This is a genomic window from Blastococcus sp. SYSU D00922 (genome assembly GCF_054050495.1).
Map to the genome: position 1 here is coordinate 123,616 of NZ_JBJGZL010000001.1, position 21,000 is coordinate 144,615.

Below are 21,000 nucleotides of genomic sequence, written 5' to 3' on the forward strand. Positions count from 1 at the left end.
AGGGCCGGTCCCTAGACTCCGCGCCATGCTGCTGAGCGACCGCGACATCACGGCCGCGATCGCCGAGGGACGCCTCGGCATCGAGCCCTACGACGCGGGGCTGGTCCAGCCCTCGAGCATCGACGTCCGGCTCGACAGGTTCTTCCGGGTGTTCAACAACGCCCGGTACACCCACATCGACCCGGCGCAGCAGCAGGACGACCTGACCACGCTGGTCGAGCCCGACGGCGACGAGCCCTTCGTGCTCCACCCGGGCGAGTTCGTGCTCGGGTCCACGCTGGAGGTCGTCACCATCCCCGACGACCTCGCCGCCCGGCTGGAGGGCAAGTCCTCGCTGGGCCGGCTCGGGCTGCTGACGCACTCGACGGCGGGCTTCGTCGACCCCGGCTTCTCCGGGCACATCACGCTCGAGCTCTCCAACGTGGCGAACCTGCCGATCACGCTCTGGCCGGGCATGAAGATCGGCCAGCTGTGCCTGTTCCGGCTCTCCAGCCCGTCGGAGCACCCGTACGGCTCGGCGGTGTACGGCTCCCGCTACCAGGACCAGCGCGGCCCGACGCCGTCCCGGTCCTACCGGAACTTCACGCGCGCGGAGACGCGGCGTCCCTGACGTGCGCGCTGGCCGGCGCCTCGACGCCGGCCACCTCCAGCACGTCCTCGCAGGAGGCGCTCGACGACCAGCCCGCGACGTTCCGTTCCACCTCGTCGTCGGCGTACCGCTCCCGCGTCATGAACCACCCGGTGACGGCGAGCACCAGCACCCCGGCGAGGACGAGCACGAACATCGGCACGTAGCTGCCGGTGGCGCCGAGCAGCACCCCGACCAGCAGCGGGCCCACGGCCGAGATGACGTACCCCCAGCTCTGCACGTACGTGGACAGGGCGGCGGTCGTCTCGGGCGTGCGGGCCCGCAGGCCGATGAGGGTCAGGATCATCGGGAAGCTCGCCATCGCGACCGAGAGCACGGCCATCCAGAGCCACGGTGCGGTGCGCGGGGCGGCCCACAGCCCGGTCCACCCGACGGTGTAGCAGGCCATGAACGTCAGCAGCAGCGGCCGCTGGAGGCGCGGCCGGACCGTGAGCGCCGGGACCAGGGCGCTGAGCGGGATGCCGATCACCTGGTTCAGGCCCAGCAGCAGCCCGGCGGCCGCGGCGGTCAGACCGGCGTCGCGGAGGTAGGAGGCCGTCCAGCCGATGATGACGTAGGCCTGCAGGCCCTGGACCCCGAAGAACACCATCAGCGCCAGGGCCATCCGGCTGTGCCGGAGGTCGCGCATCCGGACGGCGACGTGCGTGCCGCGGGACGCGCCGGGGGCCGCCCGCACGAACAGCCACGGCACGGCGGCCAGCAGGGCGAAGACCGCCCACACCCCCAGGGCCCACCGCCAGCCGTCGTCCCCGATCGCCGCGGCGATCGGCGCGGTGGACACGGCCGCCACGGTTGCGCCCACCGACAGGGCCGTGCTGTACGCGCCGACCATCAGCCCGGTGCGGGCGGGGAAGTAGCGCTTCACCAGGCTCGGCAGGAGCACGTTGCCCAGGGCCCCGCCGACCATCGCCAGCACGGTGCCGAGCAGGAACAGCCAGAAGGCCGGGGCGCTCGCCCGGACGACGAGACCCACCGCCATCGTGGCCAGCGCGGCGCTGAGCACGTGCGAGTCGCGGAAGCGGGCCGACAGCCCCGGACCGGCGAAACCGATGGCGGCGAAGCAGAGCACGGGCATCGTCGTGACCAGGCCGGCCAGGCCGCTGGAGATGCCCAGGCCGTCCTCGATCTCCCGGAGCACCGGGCCGATGCTGGTGACCGCGGTCCGCAGGTTCAGCCCGGTGAGGACGATCGCGACCCCGATGAGCACCGGACCCCGGGAGCGGCTGGGCGGAGCGGCGACGGGCGGGGCGGCGGTGCGGGTCACGTCCGCCCATGGTCCTCCCCGGTCAGCTGCCGGTGCCCACCACCCTCCCGAGCCGCGGGACGGCCTGCGGGACGCGGTGCCACACGGCCTTCTGGACGGCGAGCGTCGCGAGCGCGGCGAGGAGGATGCCGACGAGGTTGATCGCCAGCTGCGTGGTCGCCCGGAGGAACTCCGCGCCCCCGCCGAGCGCCAGGGACACCGCCATGTCCGCCGCGGCCGGGACGGTCGTGACCGAGATGAACACGCCCACCAGGGCGCCGCTCTTCGCGGACGTGAGCGAGAGGACGCCGGCGATCCCCGCCAGCACCGCGACGACGACCGACCACCGGTCGGGGGCGGTGATGAAGCCCGTCCCGGGCCGCTCCGCGGTGAGCACCTCCGGGCCGAACCAGCCCAGTGCCCGGCCCGCCAGCACGGCCACCGCGGTGACGGCGATCGCGGTGGCGAAGCCGACCGCCAGGGCGAGCCCCGCCTTGCGGGCGATCCGCGGCCGGCGGTGCAGCACCGCCACGGCCAGCGCGGCCAGCGGGGGGAACTCCGGACCCAGCACCATCGCACCGATCACCAGGACGGCCGAGTCGTTGATGATCGCCACGGCGGCGAGCAGCGTCGCGATGGTGAGGAAGGCCAGGTAGGACACCGACAGCGACGAGTCGGCGTCCGTCGTCCGCACCACCTGCTCCCACACGACGGCGTCCGAGCCCTCGCCGGAGCCCGCTCCTCGGCCAGCCGGGCCGAGCGGGAGACGGCGTCCACGCCGACCATGACTATGCCGCCGTCGCGGTCGACCCCCAGCTCTCGCAGCGCGCCGATGAGGGCGTCCGCGCTCTCCCGCGCGACGTCGGCGAGGACGAGGTCGCCGGCGGGGCTGACCGCCGCCCCGGGGAGCACGGCGAGGTGGGCGGTGCCCGGGTCCCGCTCGAAGAGCTCCTGGACGTCGGCGGTGCGGTCGGGCGGGACGGTGACCCGCAGCTGCATGAGCACGGGCGTTTCTACCCCGGGACGACGACGGCGCCCGCCCCCTGGTGGGGACGGGCGCCGTCGTGGTTCCTCAGGCTTGGCCGTGCTCGGTGGCCGCCGAGCCCTCGCCGACCGGGTCGGCCTCCGGCGAGGTGCCGACGTCCGGACCGGACGCGGCGCCCTGGGCGCCCACGCCGACCGGCGTCATCGAGCGCAGCAGGATCTGGCTGACGTCGAGGACCTCGACGTGCTCGGCCGCCTCGCCGTTCTGCTTCTTCGACGTGAGGGCGTCGCTGAGCATCGTGATGCAGAACGGGCACGCCGTGGAGATCACGTCGGGGTCGAGCTCGAGGGCCTCCTCGGTGCGCTCCACGTTGATGCGCTTGCCGATCTTCTCCTCCATCCACATGCGCGCGCCGCCGGCGCCGCAGCAGAAGCCGCGGTCCTTGCAGCGGTGCATCTCCTGGGTGGAGAGGCCCTGGACGGACTCGAGGATCTCGCGCGGGGGCGTGTAGACCTTGTTGTGCCGGCCCAGGAAGCACGGGTCGTGGTAGGTGACCTTGCGGTCGACCGGCGTGACCGGGGTCAGCCGGCCCTCCTCCACGAGCTGGCTGAGCAGCTGCGTGTGGTGTACGACCTCGTAGTGGCCACCGGCCTGCGGGTACTCCCGGCCCAGCGAGTTGAAGCAGTGCGGGCAGGTGGTGACGATCTTGCGCATGCCGGGCACCCGGCCCTCGAAGACGCCGTCGAGGACCTCGATGTTCTGCATCGCCTGCATCTGGAAGACGAACTCGTTGCCCAGGCGGCGGGCGGGGTCGCCCGAGCAGCTCTCGCCGTCACCCAGGACGGCGAACTCGACGCCGGCGATGTTCAGCAGCTCGGCGACGGCCTTGGTGACCTTCTTGGCGCGGTCGTCGATGGCGCCGGCGCAGCCGACCCAGAACAGGTACTCGATGTCGTAGTCGAGGGGCCCGTCGGCGACGGTGACCTCGAAGTCGAGCTCCTTGATCCAGTCGTTGCGGACGCTGGGCTGCATGCCCCACGGGTTGCCGCGGTTCTCGATGTTGCGCAGCATCACGCCGGCTTCCGACGGGAAGTTCGACTCGATCAGCACCTGGTAGCGGCGCATGTCCTCGATGTGGTCGACGTGCTCGATGTCGACCGGGCACTGCTCGACGCAGGCACCGCAGTTGGTGCAGCTCCACAGGACGTCGGGGTCGATGACCCCGCCCTCCTCGAGCGTGCCGACCAGCGGGCGGTGCGCCTGGGCGTCGTTGGTGCCCTCGATGCGGGCGTAGCCGCTGGCCCAGACCTGCTCGTCGCTGGGCTTGAGGACGTCGTAGTCCGGCGCAGTCTCCGACGCCGTCTTCTCACCGAGGAGGTAGGGAGCCTTCGCGTAGAGGTGATCGCGAAGATCCATGATCACCATCTTCGGGCTGAGCGGCTTGCCCGTGTTCCAGGCGGGGCACTGGCTCTGGCACCGACCGCACTCCGTGCAGGTGGTGAAGTCCAGCATCCCCTTCCAGGTGAAGTCCTCGATCTTGCCGCGACCGAAGACGTCGTCCTCGCCCGGGTCCTCGAAGTCGATGGGCTTGCCGCCGGAGGTCATCGGCTGCAGCGGGCCCAGCGCGACGCTGCCGTCGTCGTTGCGCTTGAAGTAGATGTTGAAGAACGCGCTGAACCGGTGCCACGCGACGCCCATGTTCAGGATCCGGCTGATGACCACCAGCCAGACGAGCGAGACGACGATCTTCACGAACGCGACGACCGACAGCAGGTCGGGGCTGTCCGGCAGCACCGTCGCCAGGGCGCCGGAGAGCGGGTGCGACCACGCGGGCGCCTCGGTCAGGTCGCTGGACACCTTGAGCGCGCGGATCAGCAGGATGCAGACGCCGACGGTGATGACGACGAACTCGACGAAGTAGCCGCGGCCCTCGTTGGAGCCCGCGAAGCGGCTCTTCCGGCCCTGCCGGCGCGGGTGGTCCTTCTGGCGCCGGTAGATCAGGTAGATGATCCCGAGGATCGTGCCCGCGCCGATGATGTCGGCGAACAGGTTCCACAGGAAGAACTCGCCGATGATCGGCAGGTGGAACGCCGGGTTCCACACCTCGCCGAAGGCCTCGACCAGCGTGAGGAACAGGCCGTAGAAGCCCACGAAGACGAACCAGTGGGCGGCGCCGATGGCCGACCACTTGAGCATCCGGGTGTGGCCCAGCGACTCGACGGCCAGCACCTTCAGGCGGTTCTTCACCGGCCCGAAGCGGGTGCCGTCGGGCTGGCCGGTGCGGATGATGCGCACCATCGCTCGCACCGCCCGGTACGCCATCACCGAGGCGACGATCAGGAACAGCACGCTGATCGTGCCCAGGACGATCTGCAACGGGCCCGTCATTCTCTTCCTCCCGCCACGCCACGAGGGCGTCGGCCGACTCCCGTCCGCCAGGCGGGGACGGGGGCACCTGTGTCGGTACGTGGTGCTGCGCGAGCCGTCGTCCGCACCGGCCGGGGCCGGGGCGGGGATCGCATGCGGGCCACTGCTGCCCGCACTGCCCCGCACGATAGCTGGCGCGGCCCGAGGCTACTCGCCGGTAACCAGGAGCGCCGCGCTCGGCACCGACACGCCGGTCGCCGCCCACCCGCGCTACTGCGCATCGTGCACTACCGTCCGTCGCGCCGCAGTGGCCGAGGACGGGTGGAGGTGCAGCGCGTGGACGCCAGCCAGCTGCTCAAGGGCGTGCTCGACGTCGCGGTGCTCGCCGTCGTCCGCGACGCGGACGGCTACGGCTACGACGTGGTGCGCCGGCTGCGGGCAGCGGGGCTGGAAGAGGTGGGCGACGCGTCGGTCTACGGCACGCTCCGCCGCCTCTACTCGGCCGGTGCCCTGACCTCGTACGTCGTCCCGAGCGACGAGGGGCCGCACCGGAAGTACTACGCGATCAACGACAGGGGGCGCTCGGTGCTGGAGGACTCGACCACGACGTGGCGGACGTTCGCCGACACCGTCGACGGGCTCCTGGGCGGCCAGGCGGTGGCGGCATGAGCACCACGGTGACCCGGCAGGCGGAGGACTACCTCGCGGCTGTCGAGCACGAGCTGGCCGACCTGCCGGCCGAGGACCGCAGCGCGCTGCTGGAGGACCTGGCCCTGCACCTCGACGCGGTGACCGCCGAGGACGACGACCGGCCCGTCGAGGTGCGCCTCGGCCCGCCCGCGCAGTACGCGGCGGACCTGCGGGCCGCCGCCGGGCTGCCGCCCCGGGGCGGTTCGGCTCCGCGCGGGGACGGCCCGGGGGACCGGTTGGCCGCTGTGCGCTCCGCCGTCGCGCCGGCGGCCCGGGAGGTGCGTCGCCTGCTGGTCGAGCTCCGCCCCGCCTGGTGGGTGCTGCGCGGGTACCTCGTCGTCCTGGTGCCCTGCCTCCTCGGGTCCGACCGGCTGGAGGACGTCCCCGTGCCGGCCCCGCTGCACAGCCACCTCCTCGGCGTGCTGCTCGTGGTCGCCGCCGTGGCGGGGTCGGTGCTCCTGGGCCGGCGCGCCCTGCCCACGGTGGCGCGGGTGGGCCTCGTGGCGGCGGGCGTGCTGCTCGTCCTCGTCGCCGCCGGCGCCGCGCTCGACCTCCGGGGCGACGTCAGGGACGGCCTGTCCGCCGCCGCGTGGACGCCGGGGCCGCCGGTGCCCGACGAGACCTACCCGCTGCTCTCGCGGTACGGGCCGGTGACCGACGTCCTGCCCTACGCCGCCGACGGGACCCCGCTGGACGGCGTGCTGCTCTACGACCAGGACGGCCGCCCGCTGCACGTGGGCTTCCAGGAGTGGTGGGCCGACCAGTGCGTCCGCCAGCTCGACCAGCCGCTGGCCGCCGACGGCGTGCCGGTGCCCAACTCCTTCCCGCAGGGCTACGAGCTGCTCGGCCTCGACGTCGACATCCACGGCGTCCCGGTGGTGCCCGGGCAGTGCGTGGCCGAGCGGGAGCGGCCGGAGGTCCCGCTGCCCGTGTTCCCCGCGGTCCAGGCCGCCGGCTGAGGCGCGGGTCGACCTCGCCGTAGGTCACCCGAGCGCGCGGTCGACGGCGTGACCCGGGTACCCGGGACGAGGTGGAGCGGCTGATCACCCCGCACGGCGGCGTCCCGTCGGGCGGGGTGCGGCCGTGAAGCGGCGCCCCGCGGGGCCCGGCGACGCGACGAGGTGCCGCAGGCGGTCTTCCGGTCGCGCCCACCGCAGACCCAGGTCGCCGTCGACGATGCGGACGACGCGGATGTCGAGGGCGCGGAGTTCGTCCTCGCGGCGCTTCTCCTCCCACAGGACCTGCTCCGGCGACCGGCCGCGCCACGGGTCGCTGTACTTGACGCGGCCGTCGAACTCGACGGCGACCGCCGCGTCGTCGTACCAGGCATCGACGACGGCGACGAGCCGGCCTCCGCTGCGGATCTCCACCTGGAGCTCGGGGGCGGGCAACCCTGCACCCAGCATGCGCAGCCGGCCGCGGGTCTCGAGCGGCGACTCGGCCCGGCCGTCGCTGAGCGCCACGGCGCGACCGGCGCTGAGGCCGCCGGGCCACGCGCGCACCGAGGCCGCGGCCGCCTGCAGCCCGGCGGGCGTCGTGCGGCCGGTGAGCAGAGCCGCGTCCATGGCCACCACGGCGTCGTCGAGGTCCCACTCGCGGGCGCAGTCGACCAGCGTCCGGGCGGCGGACGTGAGCCGCAGCGGAGGTGCCGGCAGGACGTCGCCCGGCGCCAGAGGCGCCCGGTTCATGCGGAAACCGCGTCCGTGCCGCCACGCCGTCGGATCGGTCAGCCGGACTGTCCTGTCGAGGTCGCGCCGGACGGGGAGGCCGAGCAGCCTCGCCGCCGACGCGTGGCTCACCACCGCATCGGGCCGTCCGAGCTCCAGGAGGACCGCGAGGGAGTCCAGCCGGTGGCGTTCCGCCGGAGCCAGGGTGCCGGGTCGCCCGCCGGGCCGGTAGACGCCCCGGCGCAGCCGCAGCCAGGCGCCGCTGTCGCAGAGCCGGCGGATCTCCGGCCGCCCGATCCCGGCACGGCCCGCGTCCGACGCCGTGACGAGACCGAGCTGCCGTTCGGCCGCTGCACGCAGGAGGGGATGCACCGGCGCAGTCTCGGGGAACGTCCGCCCGTACGGCCGGCGCCTGTGGACAGGGGCACTCGACCACGCCGTAGGGCAGCCATCAGCGCGGTCGACGCCGAGGTCGGGGACTTCGGCGCGCGGTCGACCGCGGGCGCCCGGGGGATCCCCGCCGCCCCCGGGAACACCGTCGCCACCCCTGCCGTTATCGTGGGCAGGAAAGTTGAGCGGACCCGGCGCAAGGCCGTCTGGAGTCCCTCGGCTACCGGATCAGGCACCACCCCCCGCACACGAACGGAAGAGAGGCCATCCCCATGGCTCGAGCGGTCGGCATCGACCTCGGCACCACCAACTCCGTCGTCACCGTCCTGGAGGGCGGCGAGCCGACGGTCATCGCGAACTCCGAGGGCTCGCGCACCACCCCGTCCGTCGTCGCCTTCGCCAAGAACGGCGAGGTCCTCGTCGGGCAGTCGGCGAAGAACCAGGCGGTCACCAACGTCGACCGCACCATCCGCTCCGTCAAGCGCCACATGGGCACCGACTGGAAGACCGGCGAGATCGACGGCAAGCAGTACACGCCGCAGGAGATCTCCGCCCGCATCCTCCAGAAGCTCAAGCGGGACGCCGAGACCTACCTGGGCGAGCCGGTCACCGACGCCGTCATCACCGTCCCGGCCTACTTCGAGGACGCGCAGCGCCAGGCCACCAAGGAGGCCGGTGAGATCGCGGGCCTCAACGTCCTGCGCATCGTCAACGAGCCCACCGCGGCCGCGCTGGCCTACGGCCTGGACAAGGGCGAGACCGAGCAGACGATCCTCGTCTTCGACCTCGGTGGTGGCACATTCGACGTCTCCCTGCTCGAGATCGGGGACGGCGTCATCGAGGTCAAGGCGACCGCCGGTGACAACCACCTCGGTGGTGACGACTGGGACCAGAAGGTCGTCGACCACCTGGTGAAGACGTTCAACGCGTCCAACGGCATCGACCTGTCCAAGGACAAGCTCGCGATGCAGCGCCTCCGCGAGGCCGCCGAGAAGGCCAAGATCGAGCTGTCCGGCGCGCAGTCGACCAACATCAACCTGCCGTACATCACGGCCGGCGCCGAGGGCCCGCTGCACCTCGACGTCACGATCACCCGCGCCGAGTTCCAGCGCATGACGCAGGACCTGCTCGACCGCGCCCGCGCGCCGTTCAACCAGGCGATCCGCGACGCCGGCATCTCCGTGGGGCAGATCGACCACGTCGTGCTCGTCGGTGGCTCGACCCGCATGCCGGCCGTGTCCGACCTGGTGCGCGAGCTGACCGGGGGCAAGGAGCCCAACAAGGGCGTCAACCCGGACGAGGTCGTGGCCATCGGTGCCGCGCTGCAGGCCGGTGTCCTCCGCGGCGAGGTCAAGGACGTCCTGCTCCTCGACGTCACCCCGCTGTCCCTGGGCATCGAGACCAAGGGCGGCATCATGACCAAGCTCATCGAGCGCAACACCACGATCCCCACGAAGCGCTCGGAGATCTTCACGACGGCCGACGACAACCAGCCGTCCGTGCAGATCCAGGTCTTCCAGGGCGAGCGTGAGATGGCGGCCTACAACAAGAAGCTCGGCATGTTCGAGCTGACCGGCCTGCCCCCGGCGCCGCGCGGCGTCCCGCAGATCGAGGTCGCCTTCGACATCGACGCCAACGGCATCGTCCACGTCCACGCCAAGGACCTCGGCACGGGCAAGGAGCAGTCGATGACCATCACCGGCGGCTCGGCGCTCCCGAAGGACGACATCGAGCGGATGATGAAGGACGCCGAGGCGCACGCCGAGGAGGACAAGAAGCGCCGCGAGGAGGCGGAGACCCGCAACCTGGCGGAGTCGCTGCAGTACCAGACCGAGAAGTTCCTGGCCGAGAACGGCGACAAGATCCCGGCCGAGAAGAAGGACGAGCTCGGCGAGGCGCTGACCGACCTCCGCTCGGCGCTCGGCGGCTCCGACATCGAGGCCATCAAGACCGCCCAGGAGAAGGTCGCCCGGGTGTCCCAGGAGGTCGGCGGCGCGCTGTACGCCCAGAACGCCGAGGCCGCCGGTGCTGCCGGTGGCGAGGCCCCGACCGGCGACGCCGGCCAGGCCCCGTCCGCTGACGACGACGTCGTCGACGCCGAGATCGTCGACGAGGACACCGACAAGCGGGCATGAGCGAGCCGCAGGAGCCGCGCGTCGTCATCAACGACAAGCGGCGCATCGACCCGGTCACCGGGGCGGTGCGGGTGCCGGCCGGCGCACAGCCGGCCGGCACCTCCGGCCCCGCACCCGATCCAGCCGCCCCAGGGGAGCAGATGAGCGAGCACGAGACACCGGTCGACGAGCAGCCGACCCAGGCCCCGGCCACACCGTCCCCCGCGGCCGGTACCGGTGATCTGGACAAGCAGCTGGCCGAGCGGACCGAGGACCTCCAGCGGGTCACGGCCGAGTACGCCAACTACCGGCGGCGGGTCGACCGCGACCGGTCCCTGGTCGTCGACCAGGCGGCCGAGCGCTTCGCGCTGCAGCTGTTCCCGATCGTCGACGACATCGAGCGGGCCCGCGACCACGGCGACCTGACCGGCGCCTTCAAGGTCGTGGCCGACCGGGTCCTGGGTCTGCTCGACGGGCTCGGGGTGACCTCGTTCGGTGTGGCGGGCGATCCGTTCGACCCGTCGCTGCACGAGGCGGTCATCCACGACACGTCGTCGGAGGTCGACGTCCCGACGGCGACGACCGTGCTGCGGCAGGGTTTCCGCCGCGGCGACCGCGTTCTGCGCACGGCCATGGTCGCCGTCACCGACCCGGAGTCCCCCGCCCCGGCCGCCGAGCCGGCGGCGGAGGCGGCTCCGGACGAGCCGGCCGCGAACTGACCCGACCCACCGCGAGAGGGGGCGCCCGATGAGCACCCGGGACTTCATCGAGAAGGACTACTACGCCGCGCTGGGCGTCCCGAAGGACGCCGACGCCACGGCGATCAAGAAGGCCTACCGCAAGCTCGCGCAGGAGCTGCACCCGGACAAGAACCCGGGGAACACGGAGGCCGAGGCCCGCTTCAAGGACGTCTCCGAGGCCTACGACGTCCTGTCGGACACCAAGCGGCGGGCCGAGTACGACGAGGCCCGGCGGCTGTTCGGCAGCGGCGGCCGCCCGGGTGGCTTCCCCGGCGGGTTCCCCGGTGGCGGCGGCCAGCCGTTCGACGTCGGTGACCTGTTCGGCGCCGCCGGCGGCGCTGCCAGCCGCGGTGCCGGCGGGCTGGGTGACCTGCTCGGCGGCCTGTTCGGCGGGGCCGCTGGTGGCGCCCGCGCCCGGAGCCAGGCGGCGTCCGGTCCCGCGCGGGGCCAGGACGTCGAGACCGAGGCGACGCTCTCCTTCGAGGAGGCGGCGCTCGGCGTGACGGTGCCCCTGCGGATGCAGAGCCCCGGCACCTGCCCGACCTGCAACGGCAGCGGCGCCAAGCCGGGGACCTCGCCGCACACCTGCCCGGTGTGCCAGGGCGCCGGCGTGACCAGCCGCAGCCAGGGCGCGTTCGCCTTCTCCGAGCCGTGCCGCAACTGCCGCGGTACCGGCTCGGTGGTCGACGACCCGTGCCCCACCTGCGCCGGCAACGGCGTCACGACGCAGACCCGCACCATCACCGTGCGCATCCCGGCCGGTGTCAAGGACGGGCAGCGCATCCGGCTGGCCGGCAAGGGCGCGCCGGGACGGCGCGGCGGTCCGGCCGGCGACCTGTTCGTCGTCGTCCACGTCGCCGAGCACCCGCTGTTCGGCCGCAAGGGCGACGACCTGACGCTGACGGTGCCGGTCACCTTCGCCGAGGCGGCCCTCGGCACGACGGTGACGGTGCCGACCCTGGACGGCACGGTCTCGCTCAAGGTGCCGGCCGGCACCGCCAGCGGCCGGACCCTGCGGGTGCGCGGGCGCGGCGTGCACGGCAAGGGCCGGTCGGGCGACCTGCTGGTCACCGTCGAGGTGGCCGTGCCGGTCAAGCTGACCCCCGCCCAGCGCAAGGCGATCGAGAACCTGGCCGAGGAGATGGACGAGGACCCGCGCCCGCAGATCACCGCCGCGGTCCAGGCAGGAGGTGACCGGTGAGCAGCCCGCAGGACGCCGGACGCGCCGTCGCGGACGACGCGCCCGTCTTCGTGATCTCCGTGGCGGCCGAGCTGGCCGGCATGCACGCGCAGACGCTGCGCCAGTACGACCGGCTGGGCCTGGTCAGCCCTGGGCGCACCCCCGGCGGCGGGCGCCGCTACAGCCCGCGCGACGTCGCGCTCCTGCGCGAGGTCCAGCGGTTGTCGCAGGAGGACGGCGTCAACCTGGCGGGCATCAAGCGGATCATCGACCTCGAGTCGCAGGTCGAGGCGCTGCAGGCGCGGGTGCACGAGCTGCTGGAGGCGCTGGACGTCTCCGAGGCCCGCCGCATGGCCGCAGAGGCGGCCGTGCCCGCCGGCTACCGCCGCGACCTGGTACCGCAGAGCCGGCAGAGCGCCGCGCTCGTGGTCTGGCGGCCGCGGGGCCAGCGGTGACCGGCATGGACAAGCACGAGGCCTTCGTCCGGCTCGAACGGGAGATCGGTCTGCTGCTGCGCCGGGCGCGGGCCATCTCGGCGCGCCTGGCCGCCGAGCTGCACCCCGACCTGGACGGCGCCGCCTACGGGTTGCTGGCGCTGCTCCAGGACGCCGGCCCGCTGCGGGCCAGCGACGTGGTGACCCGGCTGGGCCTGGACAAGAGCACCGTCAGCCGCCAGGTGGCGCAGCTGGTGGACCTGGGTCTGGTGGACCGCGCCGCGGACCCGGTGGACGGCCGCGCCCAGGTGCTCACGCCGTCGGCCGAGGGCTCGGCCCGGCTCGCCCGCATCCGCGACGCCCGCCGGGCGCGCTGGGAGAGCGACCTGGGTGACTGGCCGGCGACCGACGTCGCGACGCTCGGCGAGCTCCTCGCGCGGCTGAACCGGCTGGGCGAGGCACGCGAGGCCGCCGAGCCCGACGCCGCGGGCTGACCTCACCCCGGAGGGCGATCCGGGCACACCTCCGCGCAGATCGTTGCAGACCGCAACCAAACAGGTGTATGGTTGCGGTCTGCACCTATTCGATCTCCTCCGAGGTTTCCCATGGCCATCAGTCCCGAGACCCGGGATCGGCTGACGTCGAGCGTCGCCCAGCTCGTCCGGACCGGGCGGCACGTCAGCTCCCGGGCCGCCGCGCAGCTCTACGGCGAGCTGCCGTCCTTCGGCTGGGCGCTCCTGCTCCCGCTGGAGCGGGACGGCGCCCAGCGCTGCAGCGCCCTGGCCGGCACGGCGGGCATCGACGTGTCCGTCGCCAGCCGCCAGATCGCCGTCCTCGAGCGGTCCGGGTACGTCGAGCGGCGTCCTGACCCGGTCGACGGCCGGGCCAGCCTGCTGAGCCTGACGCCGGCCGGCGTCGAGGCGATCGCCGCGACCCGCGCCCTGCGCCAGGAGTGGGCGCTGGGCGCCCTCGCGACCTGGGGCGAGGACGAGGCCCGGACCCTCAGCGATCTGCTCGACCGGCTCGTGGCCGACCTCGACCTCGCCGGATCCGCCCGCCCCGCGGTCCCCGCGCCCCGCTGACCCTTCCCCCACCCGCCAGAGAGCAAGGACCTCCCGTGACCAGCACCGTCCAGCGCCCCGAAGGGGTCGCCGTCCCCGATCCGGGCGCCGACACGCCTCGCGCCGAGCAGCAAGGCCAGATGACGCACCGGGAGATCCTCTCGGCGCTGTCCGGGATGCTCCTGGCGATGTTCGTGGCGTTCCTGTCCTCGACCGTCGTCTCGAACGCCCTGCCGACGATCATCACCGACCTCCGCGGCACGCAGAGCCAGTACACCTGGGTGGTCACCGCGACGCTCCTGGCCTCGACGGCCTCGACGCCCATCTGGGGCAAGCTCGCCGACCTGTTCAGCAAGAAGCTGCTCATCCAGCTGTCGATCACGATCTTCATCGCCGGCTCGATGCTCGCGGGGCTCTCGCAGTCGGTCGAGACGCTCATCGCCTGGCGCGTGCTCCAGGGCCTGGGCCTCGGCGGCCTGCAGGCGCTGGTCCAGATCGCCATGGCGGCGATGATCAGCCCCCGCGAGCGCGGCCGGTACTCCGGCCTGCTGGGCGGCGTCATGGCCGTGGCGACCGTCGGCGGCCCCCTGCTGGGCGGCCTGCTGGTCGACACCAGCTGGCTCGGCTGGCGGTGGTGCTTCTACGTCGGCGTCCCGTTCGCCGCGGTCGCCCTCGTCCTGCTGCAGCGCACCCTGCACCTGCCGGTGACCAAGCGCGACGTCCACATCGACTACCTGGGTGCCGCCTTCCTCACCGCCGGCGTCTCGGCCCTGCTGATCTGGGTGACCCTGGCCGGTGGCAGCTTCGCCTGGGCCTCCACCGAGACCGCGCTCTTCCTCGTCGGCGGCGGCGGCGCGATCGCGGCGTTCGTCGTGACCGAGCTGAAGGCCCGCGAGCCGATCGTCCCGCTGCGGCTCTTCCGCGACCGGACGACGACGCTGGCGATCGTCGCCAGCATCGCGATCGGTGTCGCGATGTTCGGCTCGTCGGTCTTCCTCGGCCAGTACCTGCAGATCTCCCGCGGCTACTCCCCGACGGCGGCCGGTCTGCTGACCATCCCGATGGTCGCCGGGCTGCTGCTGTCGTCCACGGTGTCCGGCATCCTCATCACGAAGACCGGCCGGTGGAAGCGGTTCCTGGTCGCCGGTTCGGTCCTGGTGGTCGTCGGCTTCGCCCTGCTCTCGCTCGTCGACCACGAGACCGACATGGTGCTGCTCAGCGGCTTCCTGTTCGTCCTGGGCGTCGGCATCGGCATGACGATGCAGAACCTGGTGCTCGCCGTCCAGAACACCGTCGCGGCCAGTGACCTGGGCGCGGCGAGCTCCGCGGTCGCCTTCTTCCGCAGCCTCGGCGGCACGATCGGCGTCTCGGTGCTGGGCGCCGTCCTCTCCACGCGCGTGGGCGACCTGATCCGGGAGGGGCTGGCCGGCGTCCCCGGCGCCGCGCAGGCCGCCGGTTCCGGCGACGTCGGGCTGGCGAACCTGGCCGACGCCCCGCCGGCGATCCAGACGCTGATCCGGGTCTCCTACGGCGACGCCACCGGCCGGATCTTCCTGATCTCCGCCGTGATCGCGGTGGTGGCCATGGGTGCGATCGTGCTGATCCGCGAGATCGCGCTGAGCACGCGCAGCGGCGAGGAGCGGCTGCGTGACGAGGCGGTGGAGGTCTCCGCCGCCTGAGCCCCGCGCGACGGAGGCCCGGTCCCCTCGGGGGCCGGGCCTCCGTCGTCCGGGTCGTCTAGGACTCGAGTGCGGCGTCGAGGGTGATCTCCTCGACCCCGGCCAGCGCCTTGCTCACGGGGCAGCCGGCCTTGGCCGCCTGGGCGGCCTTCTCGAAGCCGGCCGCGTCGAGGCCCTCGACCTCGCCGCGCACCGTCAGGTGGATCTTGGTGATGGAGCCGGCGCCCAGGGTCACGTCTGCGGTGACCTCGAAGGCCTGGGGCGTGCCGCCGGCCTTGGCCACCTCGCTGGAGAGCGCCATCGAGAAGCACGCCGAGTGGGCCGCCGCGATGAGCTCCTCGGGGCTCGTCGTGCCCCCCGCCTCCTCGGCGGTGCGCTTCGGGAAGGACACGTCGAACGTGCCGACCTTCGAACTCGAGAGCTCGACCTGACCGGAGCCCTCCTGCAGGGTGCCGTTCCAGGCCGTGCGTGCGCTGCGAGTGGGCATGTCGCCTCTTCCGTACCGGGCGCCGCCCGCTCCTGGACGGCGCGTCGGCGGAGCCCTTACCCGCCGATCGCCGGTGCTACCGCGCCCGGAGGTGGCTCAGCAGACGGCTTCGCCGCGGTTGACGCGCTCGGTGAGCAGCCGCAGCCGCTGCATCAGCTCGTCGAACTCGCCCGTGCTGAAGCCGATCGCGCCGATCATCTCCTCGGAGATCGCGAACGCCTTGTCCCGGAGGGCGCGGCCCTCGTCGGTCAGCGCGATGGAGACCGAGCGCTCGTCCTCGACCCGGCGGTGCCGGGTCACCAGGCCAGCGGCGGTGAGCCGCTTGAGCAGGGGGGAGAGGGTGCCGCTGTCGAGCGCCAGGCGCGAACCGAGCTGGCCGACGGTCTGGTGGTCGGTCTCCCAGAGCAGCATCATGACGAGGTACTGCGGATAGGTCAGGCCGAGGGCGTCGAGCATCGGGCGGTAGCGCGCAGTCACCGCCCGCGAGGCGGCGTACAGCGCGAAGCACAGCTGGTCGTCGAGCGCCACGCTCGGTGCCGGCAGAGCGGTCATGCCCCGAGTCTAGGGCGCCGGTCGGCGAAAGCCATGGTCCCGCCCAGGGCGTTCGTCCCGCCGGGTGGGGCCGGGCGGCGGATGGACGTGGCAAGGTTGAGCGGAACAGACTCAACTTGGTCGTCGTTGCACTGGTCGACCACCTGCCGCCGGAGGACCCGGCGGCCGAACGCACCACGACGGAAGGAAGCGCGTCCCCGACCATGGAGAGCAAGCTCACGACCCGGTCGCAGGAAGCCATCGCCGCCGCCCAGCGCCTGGCGGTCGCCCGGGGTCAGGCGGCCCTCGAGCCGCTGCACCTCCTCGCCGCCCTGCTCGAGCAGGCCGACGGCATCGCGGGCCCGCTGCTCACGGCGGTCGGCGCCGACCCCGCCGACGTCCGCGCGAAGACGGAGGCGGCCCTGCGCCGCATGCCCAGCGTCAGCGGGGCGACCGTGCCCGCGCCGTCGCCGTCCCGGGAACTGCTGCGCGTCATCAACGACGCCGGCGAGCAGGCGAGCGCCCTCGGCGACGAGTACATCTCCACCGAGCACCTGCTGGTGGGCCTGGCCGGCTCCGGTGGCGAGGCCGGCGACGTCCTGACCGGCGCCGGCGCGACCCGCGACACCCTGCTGGGTGCCTTCCGGACCGTCCGCGGCAACCGCAAGGTCACCACGCCGGACCCGGAGGCCACGTACCAGGCCCTCGAGAAGTACGCCGTCGACCTCACCCAGCGCGCCCGCGACGGGAAGATCGACCCGGTCGTCGGCCGGGACACCGAGATCCGCCGCGTCGTCCAGGTGCTGTCCCGCCGGACCAAGAACAACCCGGTGCTCATCGGCGAGCCCGGTGTCGGCAAGACCGCGATCGTCGAGGGCCTCGCCCAGCGGATCGTCGCCGGCGACGTCCCGGAGAGCCTGAAGGGCAAGCGCCTCATGGCGCTCGACCTCTCGGCGATGGTCGCGGGGGCCAAGTACCGGGGTGAGTTCGAGGAGCGGCTCAAGGCCGTGCTCCAGGAGATCACCGACTCCGAGGGCGAGATCGTCACCTTCATCGACGAGCTGCACACGATCGTCGGTGCCGGGGCCAGCGGCGACTCCGCCATGGACGCCGGCAACATGATCAAGCCGATGCTCGCCCGCGGTGAGCTGCGGATGGTCGGCGCCACGACGCTGGACGAGTACCGCGAGCACATCGAGAAGGACCCGGCGCTGGAGCGCCGCTTCCAGCAGGTGTTCGTCGGCGAGCCCTCGGTCGAGGACACGATCGGCATCCTCCGCGGGCTCAAGGAGCGCTACGAGGTGCACCACGGCGTCCGGATCACCGACGCCGCGATCGTCGCCGCCGCCACGCTGTCGGACCGGTACGTCACGGCCCGCTTCCTCCCCGACAAGGCCATCGACCTCGTCGACGAGGCCGCCAGCCGGCTCCGCATGGAGATCGACAGCCGCCCCGTCGAGGTCGACGAGGTCGAGCGCGCGGTCCGCCGCATGGAGATCGAGGAGATGGCGCTCTCCAAGGAGGACGACCCGTCGTCCCTGGAGCGTCTGGCGGCCCTGCGCGAGGAGCTGGCCAACCGCCGGCAGGAGCTGGCCGAGCTCACCTTCAAGTGGCAGCAGGACAAGACCGCCATCGAGCGGATCCAGCGGATCAAGGAGGAGCTGGAGACCGTCCGGATGGAGGCCGAGCGCGCCGAGCGCGACGGCGACCTGGCCCGGGCCGCGGAGCTGCGCTACGGCCGGCTGCCCGAGCTCGAGCGGTCGCTGACCTCCGCCGAGGAGTCGGTCGCCTCGGGCGAGTCGATGCTCAAGGAGGAGGTCGGCCCCGACGACATCGCCGAGGTCGTCCAGGCGTGGACCGGCATCCCCGCCGGCCGGCTGCTCGAGGGCGAGACGCAGAAGCTGCTGCGGATGGAGGAGGGCCTGGCCAACCGCGTCGTCGGCCAGCCCGACGCCGTCCGCGCCGTCTCCGACGCCGTGCGCCGGGCGCGGTCCGGCGTGGCCGACCCGGACCGCCCGACCGGTTCGTTCCTGTTCCTCGGCCCGACCGGTGTCGGCAAGACCGAGCTGGCCAAGGCGCTGGCCGAGTTCCTGTTCGACGACGAGCGGGCCATGGTCCGCATCGACATGAGCGAGTACTCGGAGAAGCACTCGGTCGCCCGCCTGGTCGGTGCGCCTCCCGGCTACGTCGGTTACGAGGCCGGCGGCCAGCTCACCGAGGCGGTGCGGCGCCGTCCGTACACCGTGGTGCTCCTCGACGAGGTGGAGAAGGCCCACCCGGACGTCTTCGACGTGCTGCTGCAGGTGCTCGACGACGGCCGGCTCACCGACGGTCAGGGCCGCACGGTGGACTTCCGGAACACGATCCTGATCCTCACGTCCAACCTCGGCTCGACGATCATCGCCGACCAGTCGGTGCCCGAGGACCGGCGGCGCGAGGCGGTCATGGACGTCGTCCGGACGCACTTCAAGCCGGAGTTCCTCAACCGGCTGGACGACGTCGTGGTCTTCCGGGCGCTGGGCAGCGAGGAGCTGACCGGGATCGTCGACATCCAGGTCGGCGTCCTGGCCCGGCGGCTGGCGGCGCGGCGGCTCACGCTGCGGGTCACCGACGCGGCGAAGGAGTGGCTGGCGCTCAACGGGTTCGACCCGGTCTACGGCGCCCGTCCGCTGCGCCGGCTCGTGCAGTCGGCGATCGGCGACCAGCTGGCGAAGGCGCTGCTGTCCGGCGACATCCGCGACGGCGACGAGGTCGTCGTGGACTGGCCGGCCGAGGTCACCGACGGCGCCAGCGGGCTGAGCGTCACGCGGGCGTAGCCCTCGGCACCCGACGGGCCCGCCGGATCCCAGCGATCCGGCGGGCCCGTCCGCTTTCCCCAGCCTGTGGACGACGCCCCCGGGTGGCGTGCTCCCCGGCCTAGCGTGCCCAGGCGGTCGCCCCGACCGCGGAGCCGAGGGAGGCGCGGGATGGACGTACGGACGGGCTTGTCGACGAGGTGGCGGCGGCTGGACGCCGAGCACTGGGTGCACGTGTGGGGCATGGTCGCCACGACGCTGCTGACCCTCTGGGCGGCGTGGGCGGTGCTCGCCGGCTGGCTCGCCGGCCTGCTCGTGGTCGCGGTGGTGCCCGCCGCGATCGCGGCCCTGATGGGCTGGCTCACCTCTGCCTGGCGGCGGGAGCGCCCGTGGGCGTGGTGGGTGTGGGCCGTCGGGACGGCGATCACGACGGCGACCGCCCTGAACGCGCTGGTCGCCGGCCGCACCGTCGCGCTCGTCCCCCTCGTCGCGAGCCTGCTGCTGCTGGCGTTGCTGTGCCACCCGGACAGCCGTGCGCGGATCGCGACCCCGCCACCCGTCGGGAGCGACGTCCCGCCGCGGCGGTGACACGAGTGGGCGATGCGCGGTGCGGCGCCGGTCGCTCCGCGTCGCGGTCCACCATGATCGCGGGGAACCGGAACGACGGGAGAGCGAGATGACGTCAGGACAGGGCGGTCCGTACGGGGACCCCTCGCAGCAGGGCCAGGGCGGCCAGCAGGACCAGCCGCCGTACGGGCAGCAGCCGCCCCAGGGCCAGCCGCCGTACGGGCAGCAGCCGCCCCAGGGGCAGCCGCCGTACGGCCAGCCACCGCAGGGGCAGCAGCCGCCGTACGGCCAGCCCCCGTACGGCCAGCCGCCGCAGTACGGGGAGCAGCCTCCGTACGGGCAGCAGCCGCCGTACGGGCAGCAGTACCCCGGGTACGCGCCCGCGCCGTCCGCCCCGACCGGCTACGGGGCGCCCGCTCCCGTGGAGCGGCCGACCACGGTGCGCGTCGGCATCGGGGCGCTCGTGGCCAGCCTGGTGCTGAGCCTGATCTCGGCGATCGTCACGTTCGCCGACTTCGACTCGCTCGTCGACGAGGCGTTGCGGCAGTCGACGGACCCGGCGATCACCGAGGACCTCGCCCGCACCGGCGTGCTGATCGGGGTCGTCATCACCCTGATCATCCTGGGGCTGATGGCGCTGTTCATCTGGTTCGCGCACAAGGGCCGCAACTGGGCGCGGATCGTCATCTTCGTGCTCGGCGGGATCAGCGTGCTGTTCGCCCTGATCGGCGCGGCGTCCGGCGTCGGCGCGACCGGCAACGGCTTCCTGACCTCGCTGTCGTGGTTCCAGACGATCCTGGTCGCGGTCGGCATCGTCGCCCTGGCGCTGAAGCCGTCCAACGACTGGTACCGCTACCGCGGGTGGCAGCGGGCGAACGGCCAGGGCTGAGCCCGCGGACGCCGGCGGCCCCAGGGTCGCCGGCGTCCGTTCCTCAGGCCGAGGCGCGCAGCTTCGGCACCCAGGCGCCGGTGGTGCGGGCGAGCAGGCTCGCGACCGCCGAGACCGACAGCACGAGCAACAGCAGCAGCGAGATGGTGACCCCGCCCAGGGTCAGCGCCGACATGAGCGAGAGCAGGGCGAGCAGACCGCTGGCGGCCAGCCCGAGCCACCGCGCCCACGGCTGGCGCCGCGGCAGGAAGATCGCGGCGAGGGCGAGCAGCAGGCCGATCGCCAGGTAGGGCACCAGCGACATGATCACGAACTGGCTGGCCTCGGACCGGGAGACGTCCTCGCCGTCCCGGACCAGCCGGTCGACCGCCTCGTCGTAGGAGTACCAGAGCAGCGCCGCGTTGGTCAGCAGCAGCGCGGCGAGGATGCCCATGACGATGACCGCGACCCGCACCGACGGGGGCATCGGCGGGCGCGACGAGGGAGCGGGCTCGGGCGACGGGGCGTTCGGCACGGTCACAGCGTGGCAGAC

At 73.2% G+C, this 21,000-nt stretch carries 20 protein-coding genes; 13 read left to right on the plus strand and 7 right to left on the minus strand.

From position 1 onward, the window contains the following. The first annotated feature begins 25 nt into the window (after positions 1–25). The gene (gene dcd / locus ACI78T_RS00640) at positions 26–610 is read left to right on the plus strand and encodes a dCTP deaminase (RefSeq protein WP_456556160.1); all 585 of its coding nucleotides are present in this window, start codon (positions 26–28) and stop codon (positions 608–610) included. Here the strand turns inward: dcd and ACI78T_RS00645 are convergent. The 3 genes from ACI78T_RS00645 to ACI78T_RS00655 all read right to left on the minus strand — a co-directional run bounded on the left by ACI78T_RS00645 (position 582) and on the right by ACI78T_RS00655 (position 5,265). Then, positions 582–1,913, minus strand: coding sequence for an MFS transporter (locus ACI78T_RS00645; protein ID WP_456556161.1), 1,332 nt, complete (start codon positions 1,911–1,913; stop codon positions 582–584). The two genes, dcd and ACI78T_RS00645, sit on opposite strands and share 29 nt — an antisense overlap. Positions 1,914–1,935: 22 nt before the next feature. After that, positions 1,936–2,586 (minus strand): DUF389 domain-containing protein, encoded by a 651-nt coding sequence (locus tag ACI78T_RS00650; protein ID WP_456556162.1) that lies wholly within the window; start codon positions 2,584–2,586, stop codon positions 1,936–1,938. 378 nt (positions 2,587–2,964) lie between these two features. Next, the gene (locus ACI78T_RS00655; protein WP_456556163.1) at positions 2,965–5,265 is read right to left on the minus strand and encodes a heterodisulfide reductase-related iron-sulfur binding cluster; all 2,301 of its coding nucleotides are present in this window, start codon (positions 5,263–5,265) and stop codon (positions 2,965–2,967) included. A gap of 315 nt (positions 5,266–5,580) precedes the next feature. Here ACI78T_RS00655 and ACI78T_RS00660 point away from each other — a divergent pair, with 315 nt between their 5' ends. Both ACI78T_RS00660 and ACI78T_RS00665 read left to right on the plus strand, forming a co-directional pair. After that, positions 5,581–5,913 carry a PadR family transcriptional regulator gene (locus ACI78T_RS00660; RefSeq protein ID WP_456556164.1) on the plus strand — a complete coding sequence of 111 codons (333 nt, stop codon included), beginning with the start codon at positions 5,581–5,583 and terminating at the stop codon, positions 5,911–5,913. After that, complete coding sequence (locus ACI78T_RS00665) at positions 5,910–6,893, plus strand: HAAS signaling domain-containing protein (RefSeq protein ID WP_456556165.1); 984 nt, start codon at positions 5,910–5,912, stop codon at positions 6,891–6,893. Before ACI78T_RS00660 ends, ACI78T_RS00665 begins: the two co-directional genes overlap by 4 nt. Before the next feature lie 84 nt (positions 6,894–6,977). On the opposite strand, the gene ACI78T_RS00670 is transcribed toward ACI78T_RS00665, so the two are convergent. Next, positions 6,978–7,973: a type IV toxin-antitoxin system AbiEi family antitoxin domain-containing protein gene (locus tag ACI78T_RS00670; RefSeq protein ID WP_456556166.1), complete on the minus strand. Its 996-nt coding sequence runs from the start codon at positions 7,971–7,973 to the stop codon at positions 6,978–6,980. Positions 7,974–8,263: 290 nt separating this feature from the next. Between ACI78T_RS00670 and dnaK the strand changes: the two genes are divergently transcribed. The 7 genes from dnaK to ACI78T_RS00705 all read left to right on the plus strand — a co-directional run bounded on the left by dnaK (position 8,264) and on the right by ACI78T_RS00705 (position 15,199). Beyond that, positions 8,264–10,126, plus strand: a complete 1,863-nt coding sequence (gene dnaK / locus ACI78T_RS00675; protein WP_456556167.1) for a molecular chaperone DnaK — start codon at positions 8,264–8,266, stop codon at positions 10,124–10,126. Next, positions 10,123–10,824 carry a nucleotide exchange factor GrpE gene (grpE, locus tag ACI78T_RS00680; RefSeq protein ID WP_456556168.1) on the plus strand — a complete coding sequence of 234 codons (702 nt, stop codon included), beginning with the start codon at positions 10,123–10,125 and terminating at the stop codon, positions 10,822–10,824. Before dnaK ends, grpE begins: the two co-directional genes overlap by 4 nt. A 28-nt stretch (positions 10,825–10,852) precedes the next feature. After that, positions 10,853–12,046, plus strand: a complete 1,194-nt coding sequence (gene dnaJ / locus ACI78T_RS00685) for a molecular chaperone DnaJ (RefSeq protein ID WP_456556169.1) — start codon at positions 10,853–10,855, stop codon at positions 12,044–12,046. Further along, a complete protein-coding gene (locus ACI78T_RS00690) occupies positions 12,043–12,480 on the plus strand; it encodes a heat shock protein transcriptional repressor HspR (RefSeq protein ID WP_456556170.1) in 438 nt (145 codons plus the stop codon). The genes dnaJ and ACI78T_RS00690 overlap by 4 nt, the downstream gene beginning before the upstream one ends. 5 nt (positions 12,481–12,485) lie before the next feature. Then, positions 12,486–12,953, plus strand: a complete 468-nt coding sequence (locus ACI78T_RS00695) for a MarR family winged helix-turn-helix transcriptional regulator (RefSeq protein WP_456556171.1) — start codon at positions 12,486–12,488, stop codon at positions 12,951–12,953. A 111-nt stretch (positions 12,954–13,064) separates the two neighbouring features. Continuing rightward, positions 13,065–13,541, plus strand: a complete 477-nt coding sequence (locus tag ACI78T_RS00700; protein ID WP_456556172.1) for a MarR family winged helix-turn-helix transcriptional regulator — start codon at positions 13,065–13,067, stop codon at positions 13,539–13,541. Positions 13,542–13,576: 35 nt separating this feature from the next. Further along, positions 13,577–15,199, plus strand: a complete 1,623-nt coding sequence (locus ACI78T_RS00705; RefSeq protein ID WP_456556173.1) for an MFS transporter — start codon at positions 13,577–13,579, stop codon at positions 15,197–15,199. A gap of 58 nt (positions 15,200–15,257) precedes the next feature. Here ACI78T_RS00705 and ACI78T_RS00710 read toward each other — a convergent pair whose 3' ends face one another. Together ACI78T_RS00710 and ACI78T_RS00715 are read right to left on the minus strand one after the other, a co-directional pair. Then, positions 15,258–15,686, minus strand: coding sequence for an OsmC family peroxiredoxin (locus tag ACI78T_RS00710; RefSeq protein WP_456556174.1), 429 nt, complete (start codon positions 15,684–15,686; stop codon positions 15,258–15,260). Positions 15,687–15,782: 96 nt separating this feature from the next. Next, positions 15,783–16,238 carry a MarR family winged helix-turn-helix transcriptional regulator gene (locus ACI78T_RS00715; RefSeq protein WP_456556175.1) on the minus strand — a complete coding sequence of 152 codons (456 nt, stop codon included), beginning with the start codon at positions 16,236–16,238 and terminating at the stop codon, positions 15,783–15,785. 203 nt (positions 16,239–16,441) lie between these two features. Between ACI78T_RS00715 and clpB the strand changes: the two genes are divergently transcribed. The 3 genes from clpB to ACI78T_RS00730 all read left to right on the plus strand — a co-directional run bounded on the left by clpB (position 16,442) and on the right by ACI78T_RS00730 (position 20,468). Next, positions 16,442–19,033: an ATP-dependent chaperone ClpB gene (gene clpB, locus ACI78T_RS00720; RefSeq protein ID WP_456556176.1), complete on the plus strand. Its 2,592-nt coding sequence runs from the start codon at positions 16,442–16,444 to the stop codon at positions 19,031–19,033. 150 nt (positions 19,034–19,183) lie between these two features. Continuing rightward, positions 19,184–19,600, plus strand: a complete 417-nt coding sequence (locus tag ACI78T_RS00725; RefSeq protein WP_456556177.1) for a hypothetical protein — start codon at positions 19,184–19,186, stop codon at positions 19,598–19,600. An 88-nt stretch (positions 19,601–19,688) separates the two neighbouring features. Beyond that, positions 19,689–20,468, plus strand: a complete 780-nt coding sequence (locus tag ACI78T_RS00730) for a hypothetical protein (RefSeq protein WP_456556178.1) — start codon at positions 19,689–19,691, stop codon at positions 20,466–20,468. A 43-nt stretch (positions 20,469–20,511) separates the two neighbouring features. Here ACI78T_RS00730 and ACI78T_RS00735 read toward each other — a convergent pair whose 3' ends face one another. Beyond that, positions 20,512–20,982, minus strand: a complete 471-nt coding sequence (locus ACI78T_RS00735) for a hypothetical protein (RefSeq protein WP_456556179.1) — start codon at positions 20,980–20,982, stop codon at positions 20,512–20,514. Between the last annotated feature and the right edge of the window lie 18 nt (positions 20,983–21,000).